The organism is Nonomuraea sp. NPDC052116 (assembly GCF_040680035.1).
In the GTDB taxonomy this organism is placed as follows: Bacteria; Actinomycetota; Actinomycetes; order Streptosporangiales; family Streptosporangiaceae; genus Nonomuraea; species Nonomuraea angiospora_A.
Genome location: NZ_JBFAWA010000058.1, coordinates 1 through 20,158 on the forward strand (window position 1 = coordinate 1; position 20,158 = coordinate 20,158).

Below are 20,158 nucleotides of genomic sequence, written 5' to 3' on the forward strand. Positions count from 1 at the left end.
GGCATGGCGGGTTCTTGTATGACGCGGCGGAGTTCGATTCGGGATTTTTCGGGATTTCGCCGCGTGAGGCGTTGGCGATGGATCCGCAGCAGCGGTTGCTGCTCGAAACGTCGTGGGAGGCGGTTGAGCGGGCGGGGATCGATCCGACGGGGTTGCGGGGCAGTCGGACGGGTGTGTTCGCGGGTGTGATGTATCACGACTACGGGCTGGGGACTCCGGCGAACACCAGTGGCGGGAGTCTGGTGTCGGGCAGGGTCTCCTACACGTTGGGGCTGGAGGGCCCGGCGGTGACTGTGGACACCGCCTGCTCGTCGTCGTTGGTGGCGTTGCATTGGGCTGCTCAGGCGTTGCGGTCCGGTGAGTGTGATCTGGCGCTGGCCGGTGGTGTGACGGTGATGTCGACGCCGGGGATGTTCATCGAGTTTTCGCGGCAGCGGGGGCTGGCGGCGGATGGGCGGTGCAAGGCGTTCTCGGCCTCGGCGGACGGCACGGGCTGGGGTGAGGGTGTCGGTGTGCTGCTGGTGGAGCGCCTGTCGGACGCTCAGCGCAACGGTCACCAGGTGCTGGCGGTCCTCAAGGGCTCGGCGATCAATCAAGACGGTGCGAGCAACGGGATCACAGCGCCGAACGGTCCTTCCCAGCAGCGGGTGATCCGCCAGGCGCTGGCGAACGCCGGGTTGTCGGCCGCTGATGTGGATGTGGTCGAGGCGCACGGGACTGGTACGACGCTGGGGGACCCGATCGAAGCGCAGGCTTTGATCGCGACGTATGGCCAGGAGCGGGACCAGCCGCTCTGGCTGGGATCGCTGAAGTCCAACTTCGGTCACACGCAGGCCGCCTCCGGTGTGGGTGGCGTGATCAAGATGGTCATGGCCATGCAGAACGGCTTCATGCCCCGGACCTTGCACGTGGACGAGCCGTCGCCGCACGTGGACTGGTCGGCCGGTGCCGTTGAGCTGCTGACCAACGCGCAGCCGTGGGAGCAGAACGGGCATGCCCGTCGTGCGGCGGTCTCCTCGTTCGGGATCAGCGGCACCAATGCTCATGTGATCATCGAGCAGGGGCCGGGCGTGGAGGAGCAGCCGGAGCCTGTTGACGAGCCGCGGGTGGTTCCGTGGCTGGTGTCGGCCAAGGACCCGCAGGCGCTTCAAGCTCAGGCGTCTCGACTGGCGTCGTGGCTGGAGGAGCGGCCGGAGCTGAAGACGGCCGATGCGGCTTGGTCGTTGGCCACGGGGCGGGCGGTTCTGGAGCAGCGTGCGGTGGTGGTGGGCGCTGACCGTGACGAGCTGCTGGCGGGGTTGCGGGCGGTGGCTGAGGGTTCCTCGGAGGTGGCGGCTGGCGGTCGGCTGGCGTTGCTGTTCGCCGGTCAGGGCAGTCAGCGGGTCGGGATGGGCCGCGAGCTCGCAGAGGCGTTCCCGGTGTTCGCTGAGACGCTGGAGGAGATCAACCAACTGCTGCCAGTCCGCGAGGTCATGTTCAACGACCCAGACGGGGTGTTGAACGAGACCGGCATGACCCAGCCCGCGTTGTTCGCCTTCGAGGTCGCGCTGTATCGGCTGCTGGAGTCCTTCGGTATCCGCGCCGATGTATTGGTCGGGCACTCGATCGGGGAGATCGCCGCCGCTCACGTGGCCGGGGTGTTCTCGCTGGCCGATGCATGCGCCCTGGTGGCGGCCCGGGCCCGGCTGATGCAGGCCCTGCCGACCGGCGGGGCGATGCTCGCGATCGCGGCGCCCGAGGCGGAGGTTCTGCCCCTGCTGGAGGGCCAGGTCGGGATCGCGGCGGTCAATGGCCCGGCAGCGGTGGTGATCTCCGGCGACACCGAGGCGATCGCGGAGATCGAGGGCCGGGTGAGCGTTCGGACGCGCAGGTTGCGGGTCTCGCACGCTTTCCACTCGCCATTGATGGAGCCGATGCTGGCCGACTTCGAGCAGGCCATCGCCGGTCTGACCTACCACGAACCCACTCTTGCGATCGTTTCCAACCTCACCGGCCGCCTGGCCGAGCCGGGGCAGCTGACCACCCCGACCTATTGGGTGGAGCACGTGCGCCAGGCCGTGCGGTTCGCCGACGGAGTAGCGGCTGCGGAGGCCGGTTGTTTCCTGGAGGTCGGCCCGGACGGGGTGTTGACCGGGCTGGCTCAGCAGAGTATCGCCGATGGGGTGTTCATCCCCGCCACGCGGAAGGACCGCGACGAGGCCCGCGCGCTGGTGGAGGCGCTTGGCCGGTTGCACACCCACGGCATCGCCGTGGACTGGACGGCGGTGCTGACCCCGGCCAGGCACGTAGACCTGCCCACCTACGCCTTCCAGCGGGAGCGGTACTGGGTCAACGCGCAGGTCGAGGCCCGTGAGATGAGTTCCGTCGGGCTGGCGGACGTGGACCATCCGCTGCTGGGCGCCATGACCGAGGTAGCCGCCGGAGAGTCCGTGGTCTTCAGCGGCCGGTTGTCGGTGGACACCCAGCCCTGGCTGGCCGATCACATGGTCAACGACACGATCCTGCTCCCCGGCACGGCGTTCCTGGAGCTGGCGCTGCACGCCGGGAACGAAGTGGGCTGCTCGCGCCTGCAGGAGCTCACTCTTCAGGCGCCGCTGCTGCTGCCTGCGGACGCCAGTTGTCAGCTGCAGGTCGTGGTGGGCGCGAGCGACGAGTCCGGGACGAGGCCGGTCTCGATCCACTCCCGTGCCGAGACCGACGCCGCGGGCGCGTGGACGGGGCATGCCGAAGGCGCGCTGGCCGCGGCTCCGCCGGTGTCGGTGTCGGCGTCCAGGCTGGAGCAGTGGCCGCCGTCCGATGCCGTCGGGATCGACGTGGCAGACGCCTACGACATGCTGCTGGACCGCGGTTACGAGTACGGGCCGGTCTTCCAGGGGCTGCAGGCGGCCTGGCGGCGCGGCGAAGAGATATTCGCCGAGGTCGCGCTGCCGGAGCAGGCGTTCGCCGATGCGGGACGCTTCGGGATCCACCCGGCTCTGCTGGACGCCACGCTGCACGCGCAACTGGTCGCCGGGGACGGGCCGACGGTCCTCCCGTTCTCCTGGGCCGGAGTCGATCTGCACGCGGCCGGCGCGACCAGCGTACGGGTGCGGATCTCCCCCTTGCGCGACAACGCCATCGCTCTGACCATCGCCGATCCCACCGGGGCTCCGGTCCTGTCGGTGGAGTCGCTCGCCGTACGCCCGATCTCGGCTGACCAGCTCGCCGCGGCCAAGAGGAACAGCCTCGAGTCGCTGCACCACCTCGAGTGGAGCACGGTTCCGGCCGATCCCGCGGCGCAGGCGCCCATGTGGGCATTGCGTGAGGGACTCGCCGAAACCGGGACGGTTCCGGAGTGCGTGCTGGTGGCGGCCCCGGCCGGACGGGGAGCAGTACATGAGGTGCTGGGCCTGCTGCAGGAGTGGCTGGCCGACGAGCGGTTCACGTCGTCGCGGCTGGTGGTCGTCACGCGTGGCGCGGTGGCGGCGGGTCCGGCGGATGTGCCGGATCCGGCGCAGGCGGCGGTGTGGGGTCTGGTACGGGCCGCGCAGGCCGAGCAGCCGGGCCGGTTCGTGCTGCTCGATCTGGACGACGACACACCTGAGGACGTGATCGGCCGGGCGCTGGCCTGTGGTGAGGCCCAGGTGGCGGTGCGGGCCGGTGAGGTGCGGGCGCCGCGCCTGGCCCGGGCGGCGGTGCCCGAGGGCCTGAGGCCGGTGTTCGAGCCGGAGTCGACGGTGCTGGTCACCGGCGGTACGAGTGGTCTGGGCGCGCTGGTGGCCCGGCATCTGGTGACGGCGTACCAGGTGGGGCATCTGGCGCTGGTCAGCAGGCGGGGCGCGGACGCTCCGGGGGCCGCAGAGCTGGTGGCGGAGCTGTCCGCGCTGGGCGCCGAGGTGAGTGTGGCCGCCTGCGACGTGAGCGACCGTGACGCCGTTGCCGAGCTGATCGCCTCCATGCAGCGTCCGCTGGCCGGTGTCGTGCACGCGGCCGGTGTCCTGGACGACGGCGTGATCACTTCCCTGACGTCCGAACGGCTCGACACGGTCATGCGGCCCAAGTCCGACGCCGCCTGGCACCTGCACGAGCTGACCCGGGATCTGGATCTGTCGGCGTTCGTCCTGTTCTCCTCGATCGCCGGGGTGCTGGGTGGCCCTGGCCAGGGCAACTACGCGGCGGCGAACGCATACCTGGACGCCCTGGCGGAGCACCGCAGAGCCCAGGGGCTGCCCGCGATCTCGCTGGCCTGGGGCCTGTGGAACACGGGCGGCATGACCGAGGAGCTGACCGAGGCCGACCTGCGCCGCATGGAGCGCGTGGGACTGAAGCCGCTGTCGGAGGCAGAGGGCCTGACGCTCTTCGACGCCGCGCTGTGCTCCGACCGGCCGGTGCTGGTCGCGGCGCGGTTCGCGCAGGCCAGGAGCGCTCGCACCCAGCCGCGGCGGGCCGCCGCGGTCAACGGGCTCACCGACCGGCTGGCCGCCATGGAGCCGGCCGAACGCCACTCGGCACTGTCGAACCTGGTGCGCCAGGAGGTGGCGACCGTCCTGGGCCACGCCTCGGCCGACGCGGTACAGCCCGATCGGACGTTCCAGGATCTCGGCTTCGACTCCCTCACCGCGGTCGAGTTCCGCAACCGGCTCACCACGGTCACCGGGCTGCGCCTGCCGGCCACGCTGATCTTCGACTACCCGACCGCCGCCGCGGTCGCCGATTACGTGGACTCGCAGCTGACGGGGGACGCGTCCGCGGCGTCCGTCGCCGTGGCTCGGACGGTGATCGACGACGAGCCGATCGCGATCGTGGGAATGGCCTGCCGCTACCCGGGTGGCGTGGTGTCTCCGGAAGGTCTGTGGGAGCTCGTCTCCTCCGGCACGGACGCGATCGGGGAGTTCCCCACCGACCGTGGCTGGGACCTCGGCAGGGTGTACGACCCCGACCCGGAGAGCAAGGGCACCTCCTACGTACGCCACGGCGGGTTCTTGTACGAGGCCGCCGAGTTCGACCCCGGGTTCTTCGGGATCTCGCCGCGCGAGGCGTTGACCATGGATCCGCAGCAGCGGCTGCTGCTGGAGACCTCGTGGGAGGCGCTTGAGCGCGCCGGTGTCAGCCCTGTCGGGCTGCGCGGCAGCCGGACCGGGGTGTTCGCCGGTGTGATGTATCACGACTACGGGTTGGGCACTCCGGCGTCGACCAGTGGCGGCAGCCTGGTGTCCGGGCGGGTGTCGTACACGTTCGGGTTCGAGGGCCCGGCCGTGACCGTGGACACCGCCTGCTCGTCGTCGCTGGTGGCGCTGCACCTGGCGGCGCAGGCGCTGCGGTCCGGTGAGTGCGACCTCGCGCTGGCCGGTGGTGTGACGGTGATGTCGACGCCGGGCACGTTCATCGAGTTCTCCCGCCAGCGTGGCCTGGCCACGGACGGCCGGTGCAAGTCCTTCGCCGCCGCGGCGGACGGTACCGGTTGGGGCGAGGGCGCCGGCGTGCTGCTGGTGGAGCGCTTGTCGGACGCCCGCCGCAACGGTCACCAGGTGCTGGCCGTCCTCAAGGGCTCGGCGATCAACCAGGACGGTGCGAGCAACGGGATCACGGCTCCGAACGGTCCTTCCCAGCAGCGGGTGATCCGTCAGGCGCTGGCGAACGCTGGTCTGTCGGCCGGGGACGTGGACGTGGTCGAGGCGCACGGCACGGGCACCAAGCTCGGCGACCCGATCGAGGCCCAGGCGCTCCTCGCCACCTACGGCCAGGAGCGGGACCAGCCGCTGTGGCTCGGTTCGCTGAAGTCGAACTTCGGTCACACGCAGGCCGCGGCCGGTGTCGCCGGGGTCATCAAGATGGTGATGGCCATGCGCCATGGCCTCATGCCCCGGACCTTGCACGTGGACGAGCCGTCGCCGCACGTGGACTGGTCGGCGGGCGCCGTTGAGCTGCTGACCGAGGCCCGCCCGTGGGAGCGGCAGGACCGGCCGCGGCGGGCGGCGGTCTCCTCGTTCGGGATCAGCGGCACGAACGCTCACGTGATCATCGAGCAGGTTGACGCCGAGGTCGCGAGTGATGACGCGGTTCTGCCCATGGTGCCGTGGCTGATCTCGGCCAGGACCACCGAAGCGCTGCAGGCCCAGGCCCGGCGTCTGGAGGCGTGGGTCTCGGAGGAGACCTCGATCGCCGGTACGGGCGCGGCGCTGGCGTTGAACCGGGCGGTGCTGGAGCAGCGTGCGGTCGTGGTGGGCGCTGACCGTGACGAGTTGCTGGCCGGGTTGCGGGCGCTGGCCTCGGATGGGATTTCTGAGAGTGGCTCGGGTGGCAGGCTGGCGTTGTTGTTCGCCGGTCAGGGCAGCCAGCGGGTCGGGATGGGCCGCGAGCTCGCAGAGGCGTTCCCGGTGTTCGCCGAGACGCTGGAGGAGATCGACCAACTGCTGCCGGTGCGTGAGGTGATGTTCGACGACCCGGATGGGGTGTTGAACGAGACCGGGATGACCCAGCCGGCGTTGTTCGCCTTCGAGGTCGCGCTGTATCGGCTGCTGGAGTCCTTCGGTATCCGCGCTGATGTGCTGGTTGGGCATTCGATCGGCGAGATCGCCGCCGCGCACGTGGCCGGAGTCTTCTCGCTGGCCGATGCGTGCGCCCTGGTGGCGGCCCGAGCCCGGTTGATGCAGGCCCTGCCGACCGGCGGCGCGATGCTCGCGATCGCCGCACCCGAGGCGGAGGTTCTGCCCCTGCTGGAAGGCCAGGTCGGGATCGCAGCGGTAAATGGCCCGGCAGCGGTGGTGATCTCCGGCGATGCCCAAGCGATCGCGCAGATCGAGGAGCGGGTCAGCGCTCGGACACGCAGGCTGCGGGTCTCCCATGCTTTCCACTCGCCATTGATGGAGCCGATGCTGGCGTCCTTCGAGGAGGCCATCTCCGGTCTGACCTACCACGAGCCGACGGTCGCGATCGTCTCCAACCTCACCGGCCAGATCGCTGAGCCGGGACAGCTGACCAACCCGAGCTACTGGGTGAAGCACGTGCGTCAGGCCGTGCGGTTCGCCGACGGAGTGACGGCCGCCGGGGCGAGCCACTTCCTGGAGGTCGGCCCGGACGGAGTGCTGACCGGGCTGGCCCAGCAGAGCATCGCCGACGGCGTGTTCATCCCCGCTTCCCGCAAGGACCGCGACGAGGTCCGTACCCTGGTCGAAGCCCTGGGACGGATGCACGCCTGTGGTCTGACCGTCGATTGGGAGGCGTTCTTCGCCCCCGTGGGGACGCAGCGGGCGGACCTGCCCACCTACGCCTTCCAGCGGGAGCGGTACTGGGTGCCCGCCGCTCAGGGCACCGGCGATGTGGACGCCGCCGGGCTGGGCGCCGTCGATCATCCGTTGCTGAGCGCGGTGACCGAGGTGGCCGGCGGCGAGTCGGTGGTCTTCAGCGGCCGGTTGTCGCTGGCCACGCAGCCCTGGCTGGCCGATCACCTGGTCAACGGCATGGTTCTGCTTCCCGGCGCGGGCCTGGTGGAGCTGGCGGTTCGCGTCGGTGACGAGGTGGGCTGCTCGTGCTTGCAGGAGCTGACCCTGCAGGCCCCGCTGGTGGTGTCCGCCGAGGGCGGCGTGCAGCTACAGGTGGTGGTCGGCGCGGCGGAGGAGTCCGGTCAGCGGTCGGTGAGCATTCATTCCCGGTCCGGTGACGGGGACGAGTGGGTCAGGCACGCCGACGGCGTGCTGGCGGCCACGGCGGCGGACCCGGGCTTCGACGTGGCGCAGTGGCCGCCGGCGGACGCGGTGCCGGTCGATGTCGAGGACCTGTATGAGAACCTGGCCGGGATCGGCCTGGAGTACGGCCCGCTCTTCCAGGGCCTGACGAGCGCGTGGACCCGGCCGGGCGAGGTGTTCGCCGAGATCACGCTGCCGGACCAGGCGCACGCCGAGGCGGCGCGGTTCGGGATGCACCCGGCCCTGCTGGACGCCGCGCTGCACGCCAGCGCACTGGGCGATCTGCTGCCGACGCCCGAGCCGGGTCAGCCGTTCCTGCCCTTCGCCTGGTCGGGAGTGTCGCTGCACGCGACCGGAGCGACCGGCCTGCGCGTAAAGGCCACCAAGAACACCGCCGCCGGCGGCACCTCCGTCTCGCTGACCATCGCGGACGGCACCGGCGCTCCGGTGGCCGACATCGACGCGCTCACCGTCCGGCCGCTGTCCACCGGCCAGCTGCAAACGGGTCAGAACCCCCTCTACCAGGTGACCTGGACGAAGCCGGCCGAGGTTCCGGCGGCGCCCGTCGAAGTGGGTGAATACCCGGACCTGGCGGCTCTGGGGGACGCGGTGCCTGAGTGGGCGTTCCTGGAGTGTCCGGCCACCGACCCCGCGACGGACGTCCCCACCGCCGTACGGCAGGCCATCCGTCCTGTCCTGGAGTCGGTGCGGGAGTGGCTGGCGGACGAGCGGTTCGCGTCGTCGCGGCTGGTCATCGTCACGCGTGGCGCGGTGGCGGTGCGGCCCGACGAGTCCGTGGACGTCGGCGTGGCCCCGGTATGGGGGTTGGTGCGGGCGGCCGAGGCCGAGAACCCGGGCCGGTTCGTCCTGGTGGACGTGGACGGCGGCGAGGAGTCCTGGCGCGCTCTGGGCGCGGTGGTCGCCTCCGGGGAGCCCGAGGCCGCTGTGCGCGAGGGCGAGGTGTGGGTGCCGCGGCTCGCGCGGGCCGCGAGCGCGGAAGGCGGGTCACCGGCGTTCGGGCCGGACGGCACGGTGCTGGTGACCGGTGGCACTGGCGGGCTCGGCGCGCTGGTCGCCCGGCACCTGGTGGTCACCCACGGAGTGCGGCACCTGCTTCTGGCCAGCCGCAGCGGGCCGTCGGCCGCGGGCGCGGCCGATCTGGTGGCCGAGCTGGGCGAGCTCGGGGCCGAGGTGTCGGTGGCGGCCTGCGATGTCGCCGACCGGGAGGCGCTGGCCGAGACGATCGCCTCCGTCCCTCAGCAGCATCCGCTGGTCGGCGTGGTGCACGCGGCGGGCGTGGCCGACAACGGGCTGGTGGGTTCGCTGTCGGCCGAGCGGATCGACGGAGTGCTGGGGGCGAAGGCCGACGGAGCCTGGCACCTGCACGAGCTGACCCGCGAACTGGACCTGTCGGCGTTCGTGCTGTTCTCGTCGGCCGGCGGATTGGTGCTGGCGGCCGGGCAGGCGGCGTACGCGTCGGCCAACGTGTTCCTGGACGCGCTGGCGGTGCACCGCCGCTCGCTGGGGCTGCCGGCGACGTCCCTGGCGTACGGGCTCTGGGACGCCGAGACCGGGCTGAGCGCCTGGCTGAGCGAGGCCGACCTGGAGCGGATGCGGCGTCAGGGTCTGCCGGCGCTGTCGGTGGACGAGGGCTTGGCGTCGTTCGACGCGGGCGTGGCCGCGGAGGCGGCGGTGCTGGTGCCGTTGCGGGTCGACGCGCAGGCGCTGCGTTCGCGCGGTGACGGCCTTCCGGCGTTGCTGCGCGGGCTGGTACGCGGCTCGGCCCGGCGGGTGGCACGCTCGGACGCGTCGGCGCTGGGGCGGCGGCTGGCCGGTCTGGAGCCGGCGGAGCGCCGGCAGGTGCTGCTGGAGCTGGTACGCCAGGAAGTGGCGACCGTGCTGGGCCACGCCTCAGGGGACGCGGTGCAGCCCGATCGCGCCTTCCAGGAGCTGGGCTTCGACTCGCTGACCGCGGTGGAGCTGCGTAACCGGCTGAACGCCGTTTCCGGGCTGCGCCTGCCGGCCACCCTCGTCTTCGACTACCCGACCACCGCCGCGGTCGCCGATTACCTGGACTCGGAGCTGACGGGAGCCGCGTCCGCGGCGTCCGTCGCCGTGGCCCGGACGGTGATCGACGACGAGCCGATCGCGATCGTGGGGATGGCCTGCCGGTATCCCGGTGGCGTGGAGTCTCCCGAAGGGCTGTGGGAGCTCGTACTCTCCGGCACGGACGCGATCGGGGAGTTCCCCACCGACCGCGGCTGGGACCTGGACAAACTGTACGATCCCGACCCCGACACCAGGGGCACCTCCTACGTACGCCACGGCGGGTTCCTGTACGACGCGGGGGAGTTCGACCCCGGGTTCTTCGGGATCTCGCCGCGTGAGGCGCTGGCCATGGACCCGCAGCAGCGGCTGCTCCTCGAAACCTCGTGGGAGGCCCTGGAGCGGGCCGGAATGGACCCGCACGGGCTGCGCGGCAGCAGGACCGGCGTGTTCTCCGGCGTCATGTACCACGACTACGCCTCTCAGCTCACTTCGGTGCCGGAAGAGCTGGAAGGCCTGATCGGCACCGGCAACTCGGGCAGCGTCGCCTCCGGCCGGGTGTCGTACACCTTCGGCTTCGAGGGCCCCGCGGTGACGGTGGACACGGCCTGCTCGTCGTCGCTGGTGGCGCTGCACCTGGCGGTGCAGGCGCTGCGGTCCGGTGAGTGCGACCTGGCCCTCGCCGGCGGCGTGACCGTGATGGCGACGCCGGGCACGTTCATCGAGTTCTGCCGGCAGCGCGGCCTGTCCACCGACGGCCGCTGCAAGGCGTTCTCGGCCGAGGCGGACGGCGCCGGCTGGAGCGAAGGCATCGGGGTGCTGCTGGTGGAGCGCCTGTCGGACGCGCAGCGCAACGGCCACCAGGTGCTGGCGGTCGTTCGCGGTACGGCGGTCAACCAGGACGGCGCCAGCAACGGCCTGACCGCGCCGAACGGTCCCTCGCAGCAGCGCGTGATCCGCCAGGCCCTGGCCAACGCCGGGCTGTCGGCCACCGACGTGGACGTGGTCGAGGCACACGGCACGGGGACCCCGCTGGGGGACCCGATCGAGGCCCAGGCGCTCCTCGCGACCTATGGCCAGGAGAGGGACCAGCCGGTGTGGCTCGGCTCGATCAAGTCGAACATCGGCCACACGCAGGCCGCCGCCGGCGCGGCGGGCGTCATCAAGATGGTCATGGCGATGCGCAACGGCGTACTTCCCAGGACCTTGCACGCGGACGAGCCCAGCCCGCACGTCGACTGGTCGGCGGGCGCGCTGGAACTGCTGAACGAGCGCCAGCCGTGGGACCGGCAGGACCGCCCGCGCCGGGCAGCGGTCTCCTCCTTCGGCGTCAGCGGCACGAACGCGCACGTGGTGCTGGAGGAGCCGCCGATCGAGGCCCCGGTGGAGCCCGAGCCCGTTGACGAGCCGCCGGTGGTGCCGTGGGTGCTGTCGGGCCGTAGCGCGGAGGCGTTGCGGGCGCAGGCGGGCCGGTTGGCCGATGCGGTGACCGGGATCCGACCGGCAGATGTCGGCTGGTCGTTGCTCGGCCGCTCCGCGTTCGACCACCGCGCGGTGGTGATCGGCGCCGACCGGGAGGAACTGCTGGCCCGGCTGGAAAGGCTGGACGAAGGCGCGGTGCGAGGCGTGGCCGGGCCGGGTGGCAAGACGGCGTTCGTCTTCCCCGGTCAGGGGTCGCAGTGGCTCGGCATGGGCGTCGAGCTGTTGGACGACTCGCCGGTGTTCGCCGCGCGGATGGCGGAGTGCGAGGCGGCGCTGTCGGAGTTCGTGGACTGGTCCCTCACCGATGTGCTGCGCGGCGTGGAAGGCCTGGACCGGGTCGACGTGGTGCAGCCGGTCCTGTGGGCTGTGATGGTGTCGCTGGCCGAGGTGTGGCGCTCGCTCGGAGTGGTCCCGGCCGCCGTGGTCGGCCACTCCCAGGGTGAGATCGCCGCCGCAGTCGTGGCGGGTGCGTTGTCGCTTCAGGACGGCGCCCGGGTGGTCGCGCTGCGGAGCCAGGCCATCGTGGCACTGGCGGGACAGGGCGGCATGGCGTCGATCCCGCTACCGGCCGCAGAAGTGACCGCAGACGACCGGATCTCCATCGCGGCCGTGAACGGACCTTCCTCGACGGTGGTGTCAGGAGACGCGGACGCCATTGACGAATTGATCGCCGACTATGAGGCCCGGGGAGTGCGGGCGCGGCGGATCGAGGTGGACTACGCCTCGCATTCGGCCCATGTCGCGGCGATCGAGGACGAACTGGCGAGGCTGCTGGCCCCGGTGACCCCGCGAACGAGCGAAGTGCCGTGGTACTCGACCGTCCGGCAGTGCTGGCTGACCGGGACCGAGGTGGATGCCGCGTACTGGTACGAGAACCTGCGCCAGACGGTGTGGTTCGCCCCCGCGGTGAGTGAGCTGGCGGGTTCGGGCTTCCGGTTCTTCGTGGAGGTCAGCGCGCATCCGGTGGTGCAGATCGGGATGCGCGAGGCGGTCGAGGAGGCCGGCGCCGAGGCGGTCGTCGTGGGTACGCTGCGCCGCGACGACGGCGGCCTGCGCAGGCTGTGGACCAGCGCCGCCGAGCTGTGGGTACGCGGCGCGGAGATCGACTGGGCCGGTGTGTACGAGCCCGCCCGCCCGAACCAGGTCGAACTGCCCACCTACGCCTTCCAGCACCAGCGCTTCTGGCTGCTGGAGTCGGCCGGTGCCGGCGACGCGGAGAGCCTCGGCCTGTGGGCCACGGGACACCCGCTGCTCGGCGCGGTCACGGGCCTCGCCGACGGCGGAGCGGTGGTCCTCACCGGCCGCGTGTCGATCGCCACCCACCCGTGGCTGGCCGACCACGCCGTCAACGGGCAGGTGTTCCTCCCCGGGACGGGCTTCGTGGAGCTGGCCATCAGGGCCGGCGACGAGGCCGGCTGCGACCTGCTCGAAGAGCTCACCCTGCAGGCCCCGCTCGTCGTGCCCGAGCGCGGCGCGGTCCAGCTCCAGGTCGCCGTCAGCGCCCCGGACGAGGACGGCCGCCGGCGACTGGGGATCTACTCCCGCCTCCACGGCGCGCAGGACGAGCCCTGGACCCAGCACGCCGCCGGAACGCTGACGCGGGCCGGCGTGACGGCGCCGGAACCCGAGAGCGTCTGGCCGCCGGAACGAGCAGAGGCGGTGGCGCTGGATGGCCTGTACGACCAGTTCGCCGCCATGGGCCTCGGCTACGGCCCCGCCTTCCGCGGGCTCCGGGCCGCATGGCGCAAGGGCGACGAGGTCTTCGCCGAGCTGGCGTTGCCGGAGGAGATGGCGCGCGACGCGGCCCGGTTCGGGCTGCACCCGGCGCTGTTCGACGTGGCGCTGCACGCCACCGCGCTCGGCGGGTTCGCGCCGGACGCGGAGCCCGGCCGCCCGTCCCTGCCGTTCGCCTGGAGCGGTGTGGCGCTGCACGCCTCCGGCGCCACGAAGCTCCGCGTACGGATCTCCTTGCGGGCGCAGGGCGCGGTTTCCGTGACGTTGACGGACACGGGTGGCCTGCCCGTGGCCACGGTCGCCTCGCTGGCGGTACGTCCGGTGTCCACCGGTCAACTGGAGACCACCCCGGCGGCCAGGAGCAGGAACAAGCTGTTCCAGGTCGACTGGGTGCCGGTGGAGTTGAGCGCGACGGGCGACGCGCAAGAGATCCTGGCAGGGCTCGCCGAGGTCGGGACGGTTCCGGAATGCGTGCCGGTGGCGGCTCCGGCCGGTGTGCACGAGACGCTGGACCTGCTGCAGGAGTGGCTGGCGGACGAGCGGTTCACGTCGTCGCGGCTGGCGGTCGTCACGCGTGGCGCGGTGGCGGCCGGTCCGGCGGACGTGCCGGATCCGGCGCAGGCGGCGATCTGGGGCCTGGTACGGGCCGCGCAGGCCGAGCAGCCCGGCCGGTTCGTCCTGCTCGACCTGGACGACGACACGCCCGAGGACGTGATCGGCCGGGCACTGGCCGGCGACGAGGCCCAGGTGGCCGTGCGGGCCGGTGAGGCGCGGGTCCCGCGCCTGGCGCGGGCGGCGGTGCCCGAGGGCCTGAGGCCGGTGTTCGAGCCGGAGTCGACGGTGCTGGTCACCGGCGGTACGAGTGGTCTGGGCGCCTTGGTGGCCCGGCACCTGGTCACGGTGCACCAGGTGGGTCGTCTGGTGCTGGTCAGCAGGCGCGGGCCGGATGCTCCGGGGGCCGCGGACCTGGTGGCCGAGCTGTCCGCGCTGGGCGCGGAGGTGAGCGTCGCCGCCTGCGACGTGGCCGACCGTGAGGCGCTGGCGGCGTTGGTGTCCTCGGTGGCGGACTCGCTGACCGGCGTCGTGCACGCGGCCGGCGTCCTGGACGACGGCGTGATCACTTCCCTGACGTCCGAACGGCTCGACACGGTCATGCGGCCCAAGGCCGACGCCGCCTGGCACCTGCACGAGCTCACCCGCGATCTGAACCTGTCCGCGTTCGTCCTGTTCTCCTCCCTGGCAGGCGTCATGGGAGGCGCAGGCCAGGGCAACTACGCGGCGGCGAACGCGTACCTGGACGCCCTGGCGGAGCACCGCACGGCACAGGGGCTGCCCGCGATCTCGCTGGCCTGGGGCCTGTGGAGGGAAGGCGGGCTCGCGGAGCTCGACGACGCCGCCCTGCGGCGGCTCGCGCGCTCCGGCGTCGACCCGTTGTCGGCCGAGGACGGGCTGGCCCTGCTCGACGCCGCGCTCGGCACCGACCGGGCCACGCTGGTCCCCGCCCAGCTGAACCTCAAGGTCCTCGGCGCCCACGCGGACATGCTGCCCCCGCTGCTGCGCGGGCTCGTGTCCGGTCCCGCCAGGCGCGTGGTGACGGCCGCGTCGGAGGCCGCCGCCACGCTGAAGCAGCAGCTGGCGAGCCTGCCGGCGGCCGGACAGCAGTCCGTGCTGGAAGACCTCGTACGCGATCAGCTGGCCGTGGTGCTCGGCTTCGCCGACCGGTCAGCCCTCGACGAAGGCATGTCGTTCCAGGAGCTGGGCTTCGACTCGCTGATGGCGGTGGAGTTCCGCAACCGGCTCAGCGAGGTCACGGGCATCCGGCTGCCGGCGACGCTGGTCTTCGACTATCCCACCCAGGCGGCGCTCGTCAGGTTCCTGTCCGGCGAGCTGCTGGGCACGCGTGAGGTCGCGGTCACGGCACGGACGTCGGCGGCCGACGACGAGCCCATCGCGATCGTCGGCATGGCCTGCCGCTTCCCCGGCGGGGTCGCCTCGCCCGAGGACCTGTGGCGGCTGGTGGCGCAGGCCGGGGACGCCGTGGGCGAGTTCCCGGCGGACCGCGGCTGGGATCTGGACAGACTGTACGACCCGGACCCCGGCAACCGGGGCACCTCGTACGCCCGGCACGGCGGCTTCCTGTACGACGCCGCCGAGTTCGACCCCGGCTTCTTCGGGATCTCGCCGCGTGAGGCGCTGGCCATGGACCCGCAGCAGCGGCTGCTGCTCGAAACCTCGTGGGAAGCGCTCGAACGCGCCGGAATCGACCCCCACGGGCTGCGGGGCAGCCGGACGGGTGTGTTCGCCGGTGTGATGTACCACGACTACGCGTCCCAGCTGTCCTCGGTGCCGGAAGAGCTGGAAGGCCTGATCGGCACCGGCAACTCGGGCAGCGTCGCCTCCGGCCGGGTGTCGTACACCTTCGGCTTCGAGGGCCCCGCCATGACCGTGGACACCGCCTGCTCGTCGTCCCTGGTCGCGCTGCACCTGGCGGTGCAGGCGCTGCGGTCGGGCGACTGCGACCTGGCCCTCGCCGGCGGCGTGACCGTGATGGCCACCCCGTGGACGTTCATCGAGTTCGCCCGGCAGCGCAACCTCTCCGTGGACGGCCGGTGCAGGGCGTTCGGCGAGGCCGAGGGCGGCGTCGGGCTGTCGGAGGGCGCGGGCATGCTGCTGGTGGAGCGGCTGTCGGACGCGCGGCGCAACGGCCACCAGGTGCTGGCGGTCGTCCGCGGATCCGCGGTCAACCAGGACGGTGCCAGCAACGGCCTGACCGCCCCGAACGGCCCCTCGCAGCAGCGGGTGATCCGCCAGGCCCTGGCCAACGCCGGGCTGTCGGCCGCGGACGTGGACGCGGTCGAGGCACACGGCACGGGCACGGTCCTCGGCGACCCGATCGAGGCCCAAGCGCTGATCGCGACCTACGGCCAGGAGCGGGACCAGCCCCTGTGGCTTGGCTCGATCAAGTCGAACATCGGCCACTCCCAGGCCGCCGCGGGCGTCGCGGGCGTGATCAAGATGGTGATGGCGCTGCGGAACGAGACGCTGCCGCAGACCCTGCACGCGGACGAGCCGTCCACGCACGTGGACTGGACGGCGGGCGCGGTGCGGCTGCTCACCGACGCGCAGCCGTGGCAGCGGAACGGGCACGCGCGCCGCGCCGGCATCTCCTCCTTCGGGATCAGCGGCACGAACGCCCACGTCGTCCTGGAGGAGTCCCCGGTCGCGCCCGAGCCGGAGCCCGCCGGCGAGTTGCCGATGGTTCCGTGGGTGCTGTCGGGACGCAGCGAGCAGGCCCTGTCTGCGCAGGCCGGGCGGCTCCGCTCCTGGATCGAGTCGCGGCCGGAGCTGGACGTGGCCGACGTCGGCTGGTCGCTGGCGGCGGGCCGGTCGGTGCTGGAGCACCGCACGGTGGTCACCGGCGCGGACCGCGCCGAACTGCTCGAAGCGCTGGCGGCGCTGGCCGACGGCAGCCCGGACGAGCCGAGGATCCAGACAGGGCTGGTGCGCTCGCGGGCCAAACTGGCACTGCTGTTCGCCGGTCAAGGCAGCCAGCGGGTCGGGATGGGCCGACAGTTGGCCGAGGCGTTCCCGGTCTTCGCCGAGACCCTGGAGGAGATCAACCAACTGCTGCCGATCCGCGAGGTCATGTTCAACGACCCCGACGGGGTGTTGAACGAGACCGGGATGACTCAGCCGGCGCTGTTCGCCTTCGAGGTCGCGCTGTATCGCCTGCTGGAGTCCTTCGGCATCCGCGCGGATGTGCTGGTCGGGCACTCGATCGGGGAGATCGCCGCCGCTCACGTGGCGGGGGTGTTCTCGCTGGCCGATGCGTGTGCGCTGGTGGCGGCCCGAGCCCGATTGATGCAGGCTCTCCCGACCGGCGGGGCGATGCTCGCGATCGCGGCACCCGAGGCGGAGGTTCTGCCCCTGCTGGAAGGCCAGGTCGGGGTCGCAGCGGTCAACGGTCCGGCTGCGGTGGTGATCTCCGGCGACGCCCAAAAGATCGCTGAGATCGAGAAGCGGGTCAGCGTTCGGACGCGCAGGTTGCGGGTCTCGCACGCCTTCCACTCGCCATTGATGGAGCCGATGCTGGCCGACTTCGAGGAGGCCATCACGGGTCTGACCTACCACGAGCCGACGGTCGCGATCGTCTCCAACCTCACCGGCCAGTTGGCCGAGCCGGGTCAGCTGACCAACCCCGGTTACTGGGTGGAGCACGTGCGCCAGGCCGTGCGGTTCGCCGACGGGGTCGCCGCCGCTCGTGCCGCCGGGGCGAAGGTGTGGGTGGAGGTCGGTCCGGACACCACTCTGACCGCGCTGGCCCAGCAGAGCCTGGAGGACGGCGCCTTCGTACCCGCCGCGCGCAAGGATCGTGACGAGACCCGTACGTTCGTCGAGGCCCTGGGCCGGATGCACGCGAACGGCGTCGCCGTCGACTGGGAAGCGTTCTTCGCGCCGGCCCGCCCGTCCCGGGTGGACCTGCCCACGTACGCCTTCCAGCACGAGCGCTACTGGCTCCTGCCCGGCCCGGACACCGGCGACGTCACCACCGCGGGCCTGGGCGCCGTCGAGCACCCGCTGCTCAGCGCGGCGACCGAGGTGGCCGGCGGCGAGACGGTGATCTTCAGCGGGCGGCTGTCGGTCGCCACGCACCCCTGGCTGGCCGACCACGTCGTGGGCGGCAGCGTGATCGTGCCGGGCACCGCGCTCGTCGAGCTGGCCGTCCGGGCCGGGGACGAGAGCGGCTGCCCCCATCTGCAGGAGCTCACCCTGCAGGCCCCCCTGGTCCTGCCCGAGGGCGGCGGCGTCCAGCTCCAGCTGGTGTCCACCGCTACCGAGGAGCCGGGCCGCAGGTCGCTGGCGATCCACTCCCGTACGCAGGACGCGACCGAGTGGACCCAGCACGCCCAGGCCACGCTCACCGAGACCGTGCCCGAGCCGGGCATCGACCTGCGGCAGTGGCCGCCCGCCGGCGCGGAGCCGGTCCCGGTCCAGGACCTCTACGACGACATGCTCGCGATCGGACTGGACTACGGGCCGACGTTCCAGGGGCTGACAAGCGCCTGGGAGCGGGGCGGCGAGGTGTTCGCCGAGATCGTCCTGCCCGAGGAGGCGCACGCGGACGCCAGCCGGTTCGTGCTGCACCCCGCCCTGCTGGACGCCGCGCTGCACGCCACCGCCCTGGGTGGTCTGCTGCCGCGGCCCGAGCCGGGGCGGCCGTACCTGCCGTTCGCGTGGTCGGGGGTGTCCCTGCTCGCGGCGGGAGCGACCAGCCTGCGCGTCAAGATCGCCAACGTCGGCGGCGCGGCCATCACGCTGAGCATCGCCGACGAGCTCGGCGCGCCGGTCGCCGCCGTCGAGACCCTCACCCTGCGCCCGATGGCCGGCGGCCGGCAAGGCGGCGGGAACCAGGGCACCCTGCACCAGATCGAGTGGACCCGGCTCCCCGACGCGCCCGCGTCCGAGACGCCGCGCTGGGCGCTGCTCGGTGCCGACGACCTCGGCACCGGCCGCGTCACCTATCCGGACCTGGCCACTCTGGTCTCGCTGCACGACCCGGCCGATCTCCCGGAGGCGGTCCTGACCGGCCCCTCCGCCGGGCAGGACCATCACGCGGCGACGCACGGCATTCTCGAACTGCTGCAGAGCTGGCTGGCGGAGGAGCACCTCGCGTCGTCCCGGCTCGTCATCCTCACGCGCGGCGCCCTCGCCACCACCGCCGGCGAGAGCCCGGACCTCGCCCAGGCGGCGGTCGGCGGCCTCGTGCGGGCCGCTCAGGCCGAGCAGCCCGGCAGGTTCGTGCTGCTGGACCTGGACGGCGACACGTCCGAGGACGTGATCGGCCGGGCGCTGGCGTCGGGTGAGTCGCAGCTCGCGGTGCGGGCGGGCGAGCTGTGGGTGCCGCGCCTGGGCCGGGCCACGGATCTGGAGGATCAGGGTCCGGTGTTCGGGCCGGAGGGCACGGTGCTGGTCACCGGTGGCACGGGTGGCCTGGGTGCGCTGGTGGCCCGGCACCTGGTCACCGAGCACGAGGTCAGGCGGTTGGTGCTGGTGAGCCGTCGCGGCCTGGGGGCGCCGGGCGCGGCCGAGCTGGTGGCCGAGCTCTCGGAGCTGGGCGCCGAGGTGGAGGTGGCGGCCTGCGACGTGGCCGACCGTGAGTCGCTGGCGGCGACGGTCGCCTGGGTGGCGGACTCGCTCACCGGTGTCGTGCACACGGCCGGCGTGCTGGACGACGGGATGATCACGTCCCTGACGTCCGAGCGTCTTGACACGGTCCTGCGGCCCAAGGCCGACGCCGCCTGGCACCTGCACGAGCTGACGCGAGGGCTCGACCTGCGGGCGTTCGTGCTGTTCTCCTCGATGTCGGGAGCGCTGGGAGGAGCGGGTCAGGGCAACTACGCCGCGGCGAACGCGTTCCTCGACGCGCTGGCCCAGCTGCGGGCCGCCGAAGGGCTGGCGGGCACGTCCCTGGCCTGGGGGCTGTGGGAACAGGGCGGCATGTCCGGCGAGCTGACCGAGGCCGACCTGCGCCGTCTGGCTCGCATGGGCGTGGCGCCGCTGTCCGCGGCCGACGGGCTGGAGCTGTTCGACACCGCGGTCACGTCCGGCCGGTCACTGCTCATCCCGGCCCGATTCGTCCAGGCCCGCGCCAGCGCGCGGACCTCCATGCGGCGGGCCGGCGCCACCGACGGGCTCGCCGAGCGGCTGTCCGCGATGGAGCCGGCCGAGCGTCGGTCGGCGCTGTCGGACACCGTCCGCGGCCAGGTGGCGGCGGTCCTCGGGTTCTCCGACGGATCCGCCATCGACCCGCAGCGCCCGTTCCAGGACCTCGGGTTCGACTCCCTGACCGCGGTCGAGTTCCGCAACCAGCTCGGCAGGGCCACGGGCCTGCGGCTGCCCGCCACCCTCGTCTTCGACTACCCCACCCCGGTGGCCCTGACCGACCACCTCATGGGGTACTTCGGCGAAGCCGGGGCGGAGAACGAGGAGGCCGGCATCCTGCGGATCTTCGCGGAGCTGGACCAGATCCAGGATTCACTGACCACACTCGCCGAGGACAGCACGGTGCGCGCCAGGCTCACCGCACGCCTCAAAGAGCTCCTGTCGGGCCTGAACGGCACGGGCGAGTCGGACGTCGCGGACCAGCTCGAGTCCGCCAGCGACGACGAGATGTTCGCCTTCATCGACAACGAGCTCGAGATCTCTTGACAGTTGCAGCGGCTCAGAAGGGC

Annotated in this window: 1 protein-coding gene; it reads left to right on the top strand. The window is 72.4% G+C overall.

Annotated features, from left to right (window positions below; genetic code table 11):
• Window positions 1-14: 14 nt before the first annotated feature.
• Window positions 15-20,135 carry a type I polyketide synthase gene (locus AB0L65_RS58705; RefSeq protein ID WP_364265642.1) on the top strand — a complete coding sequence of 6,707 codons (20,121 nt, stop codon included), beginning with the start codon at window positions 15-17 and terminating at the stop codon, window positions 20,133-20,135.
• Window positions 20,136-20,158: the final 23 nt, after the last annotated feature.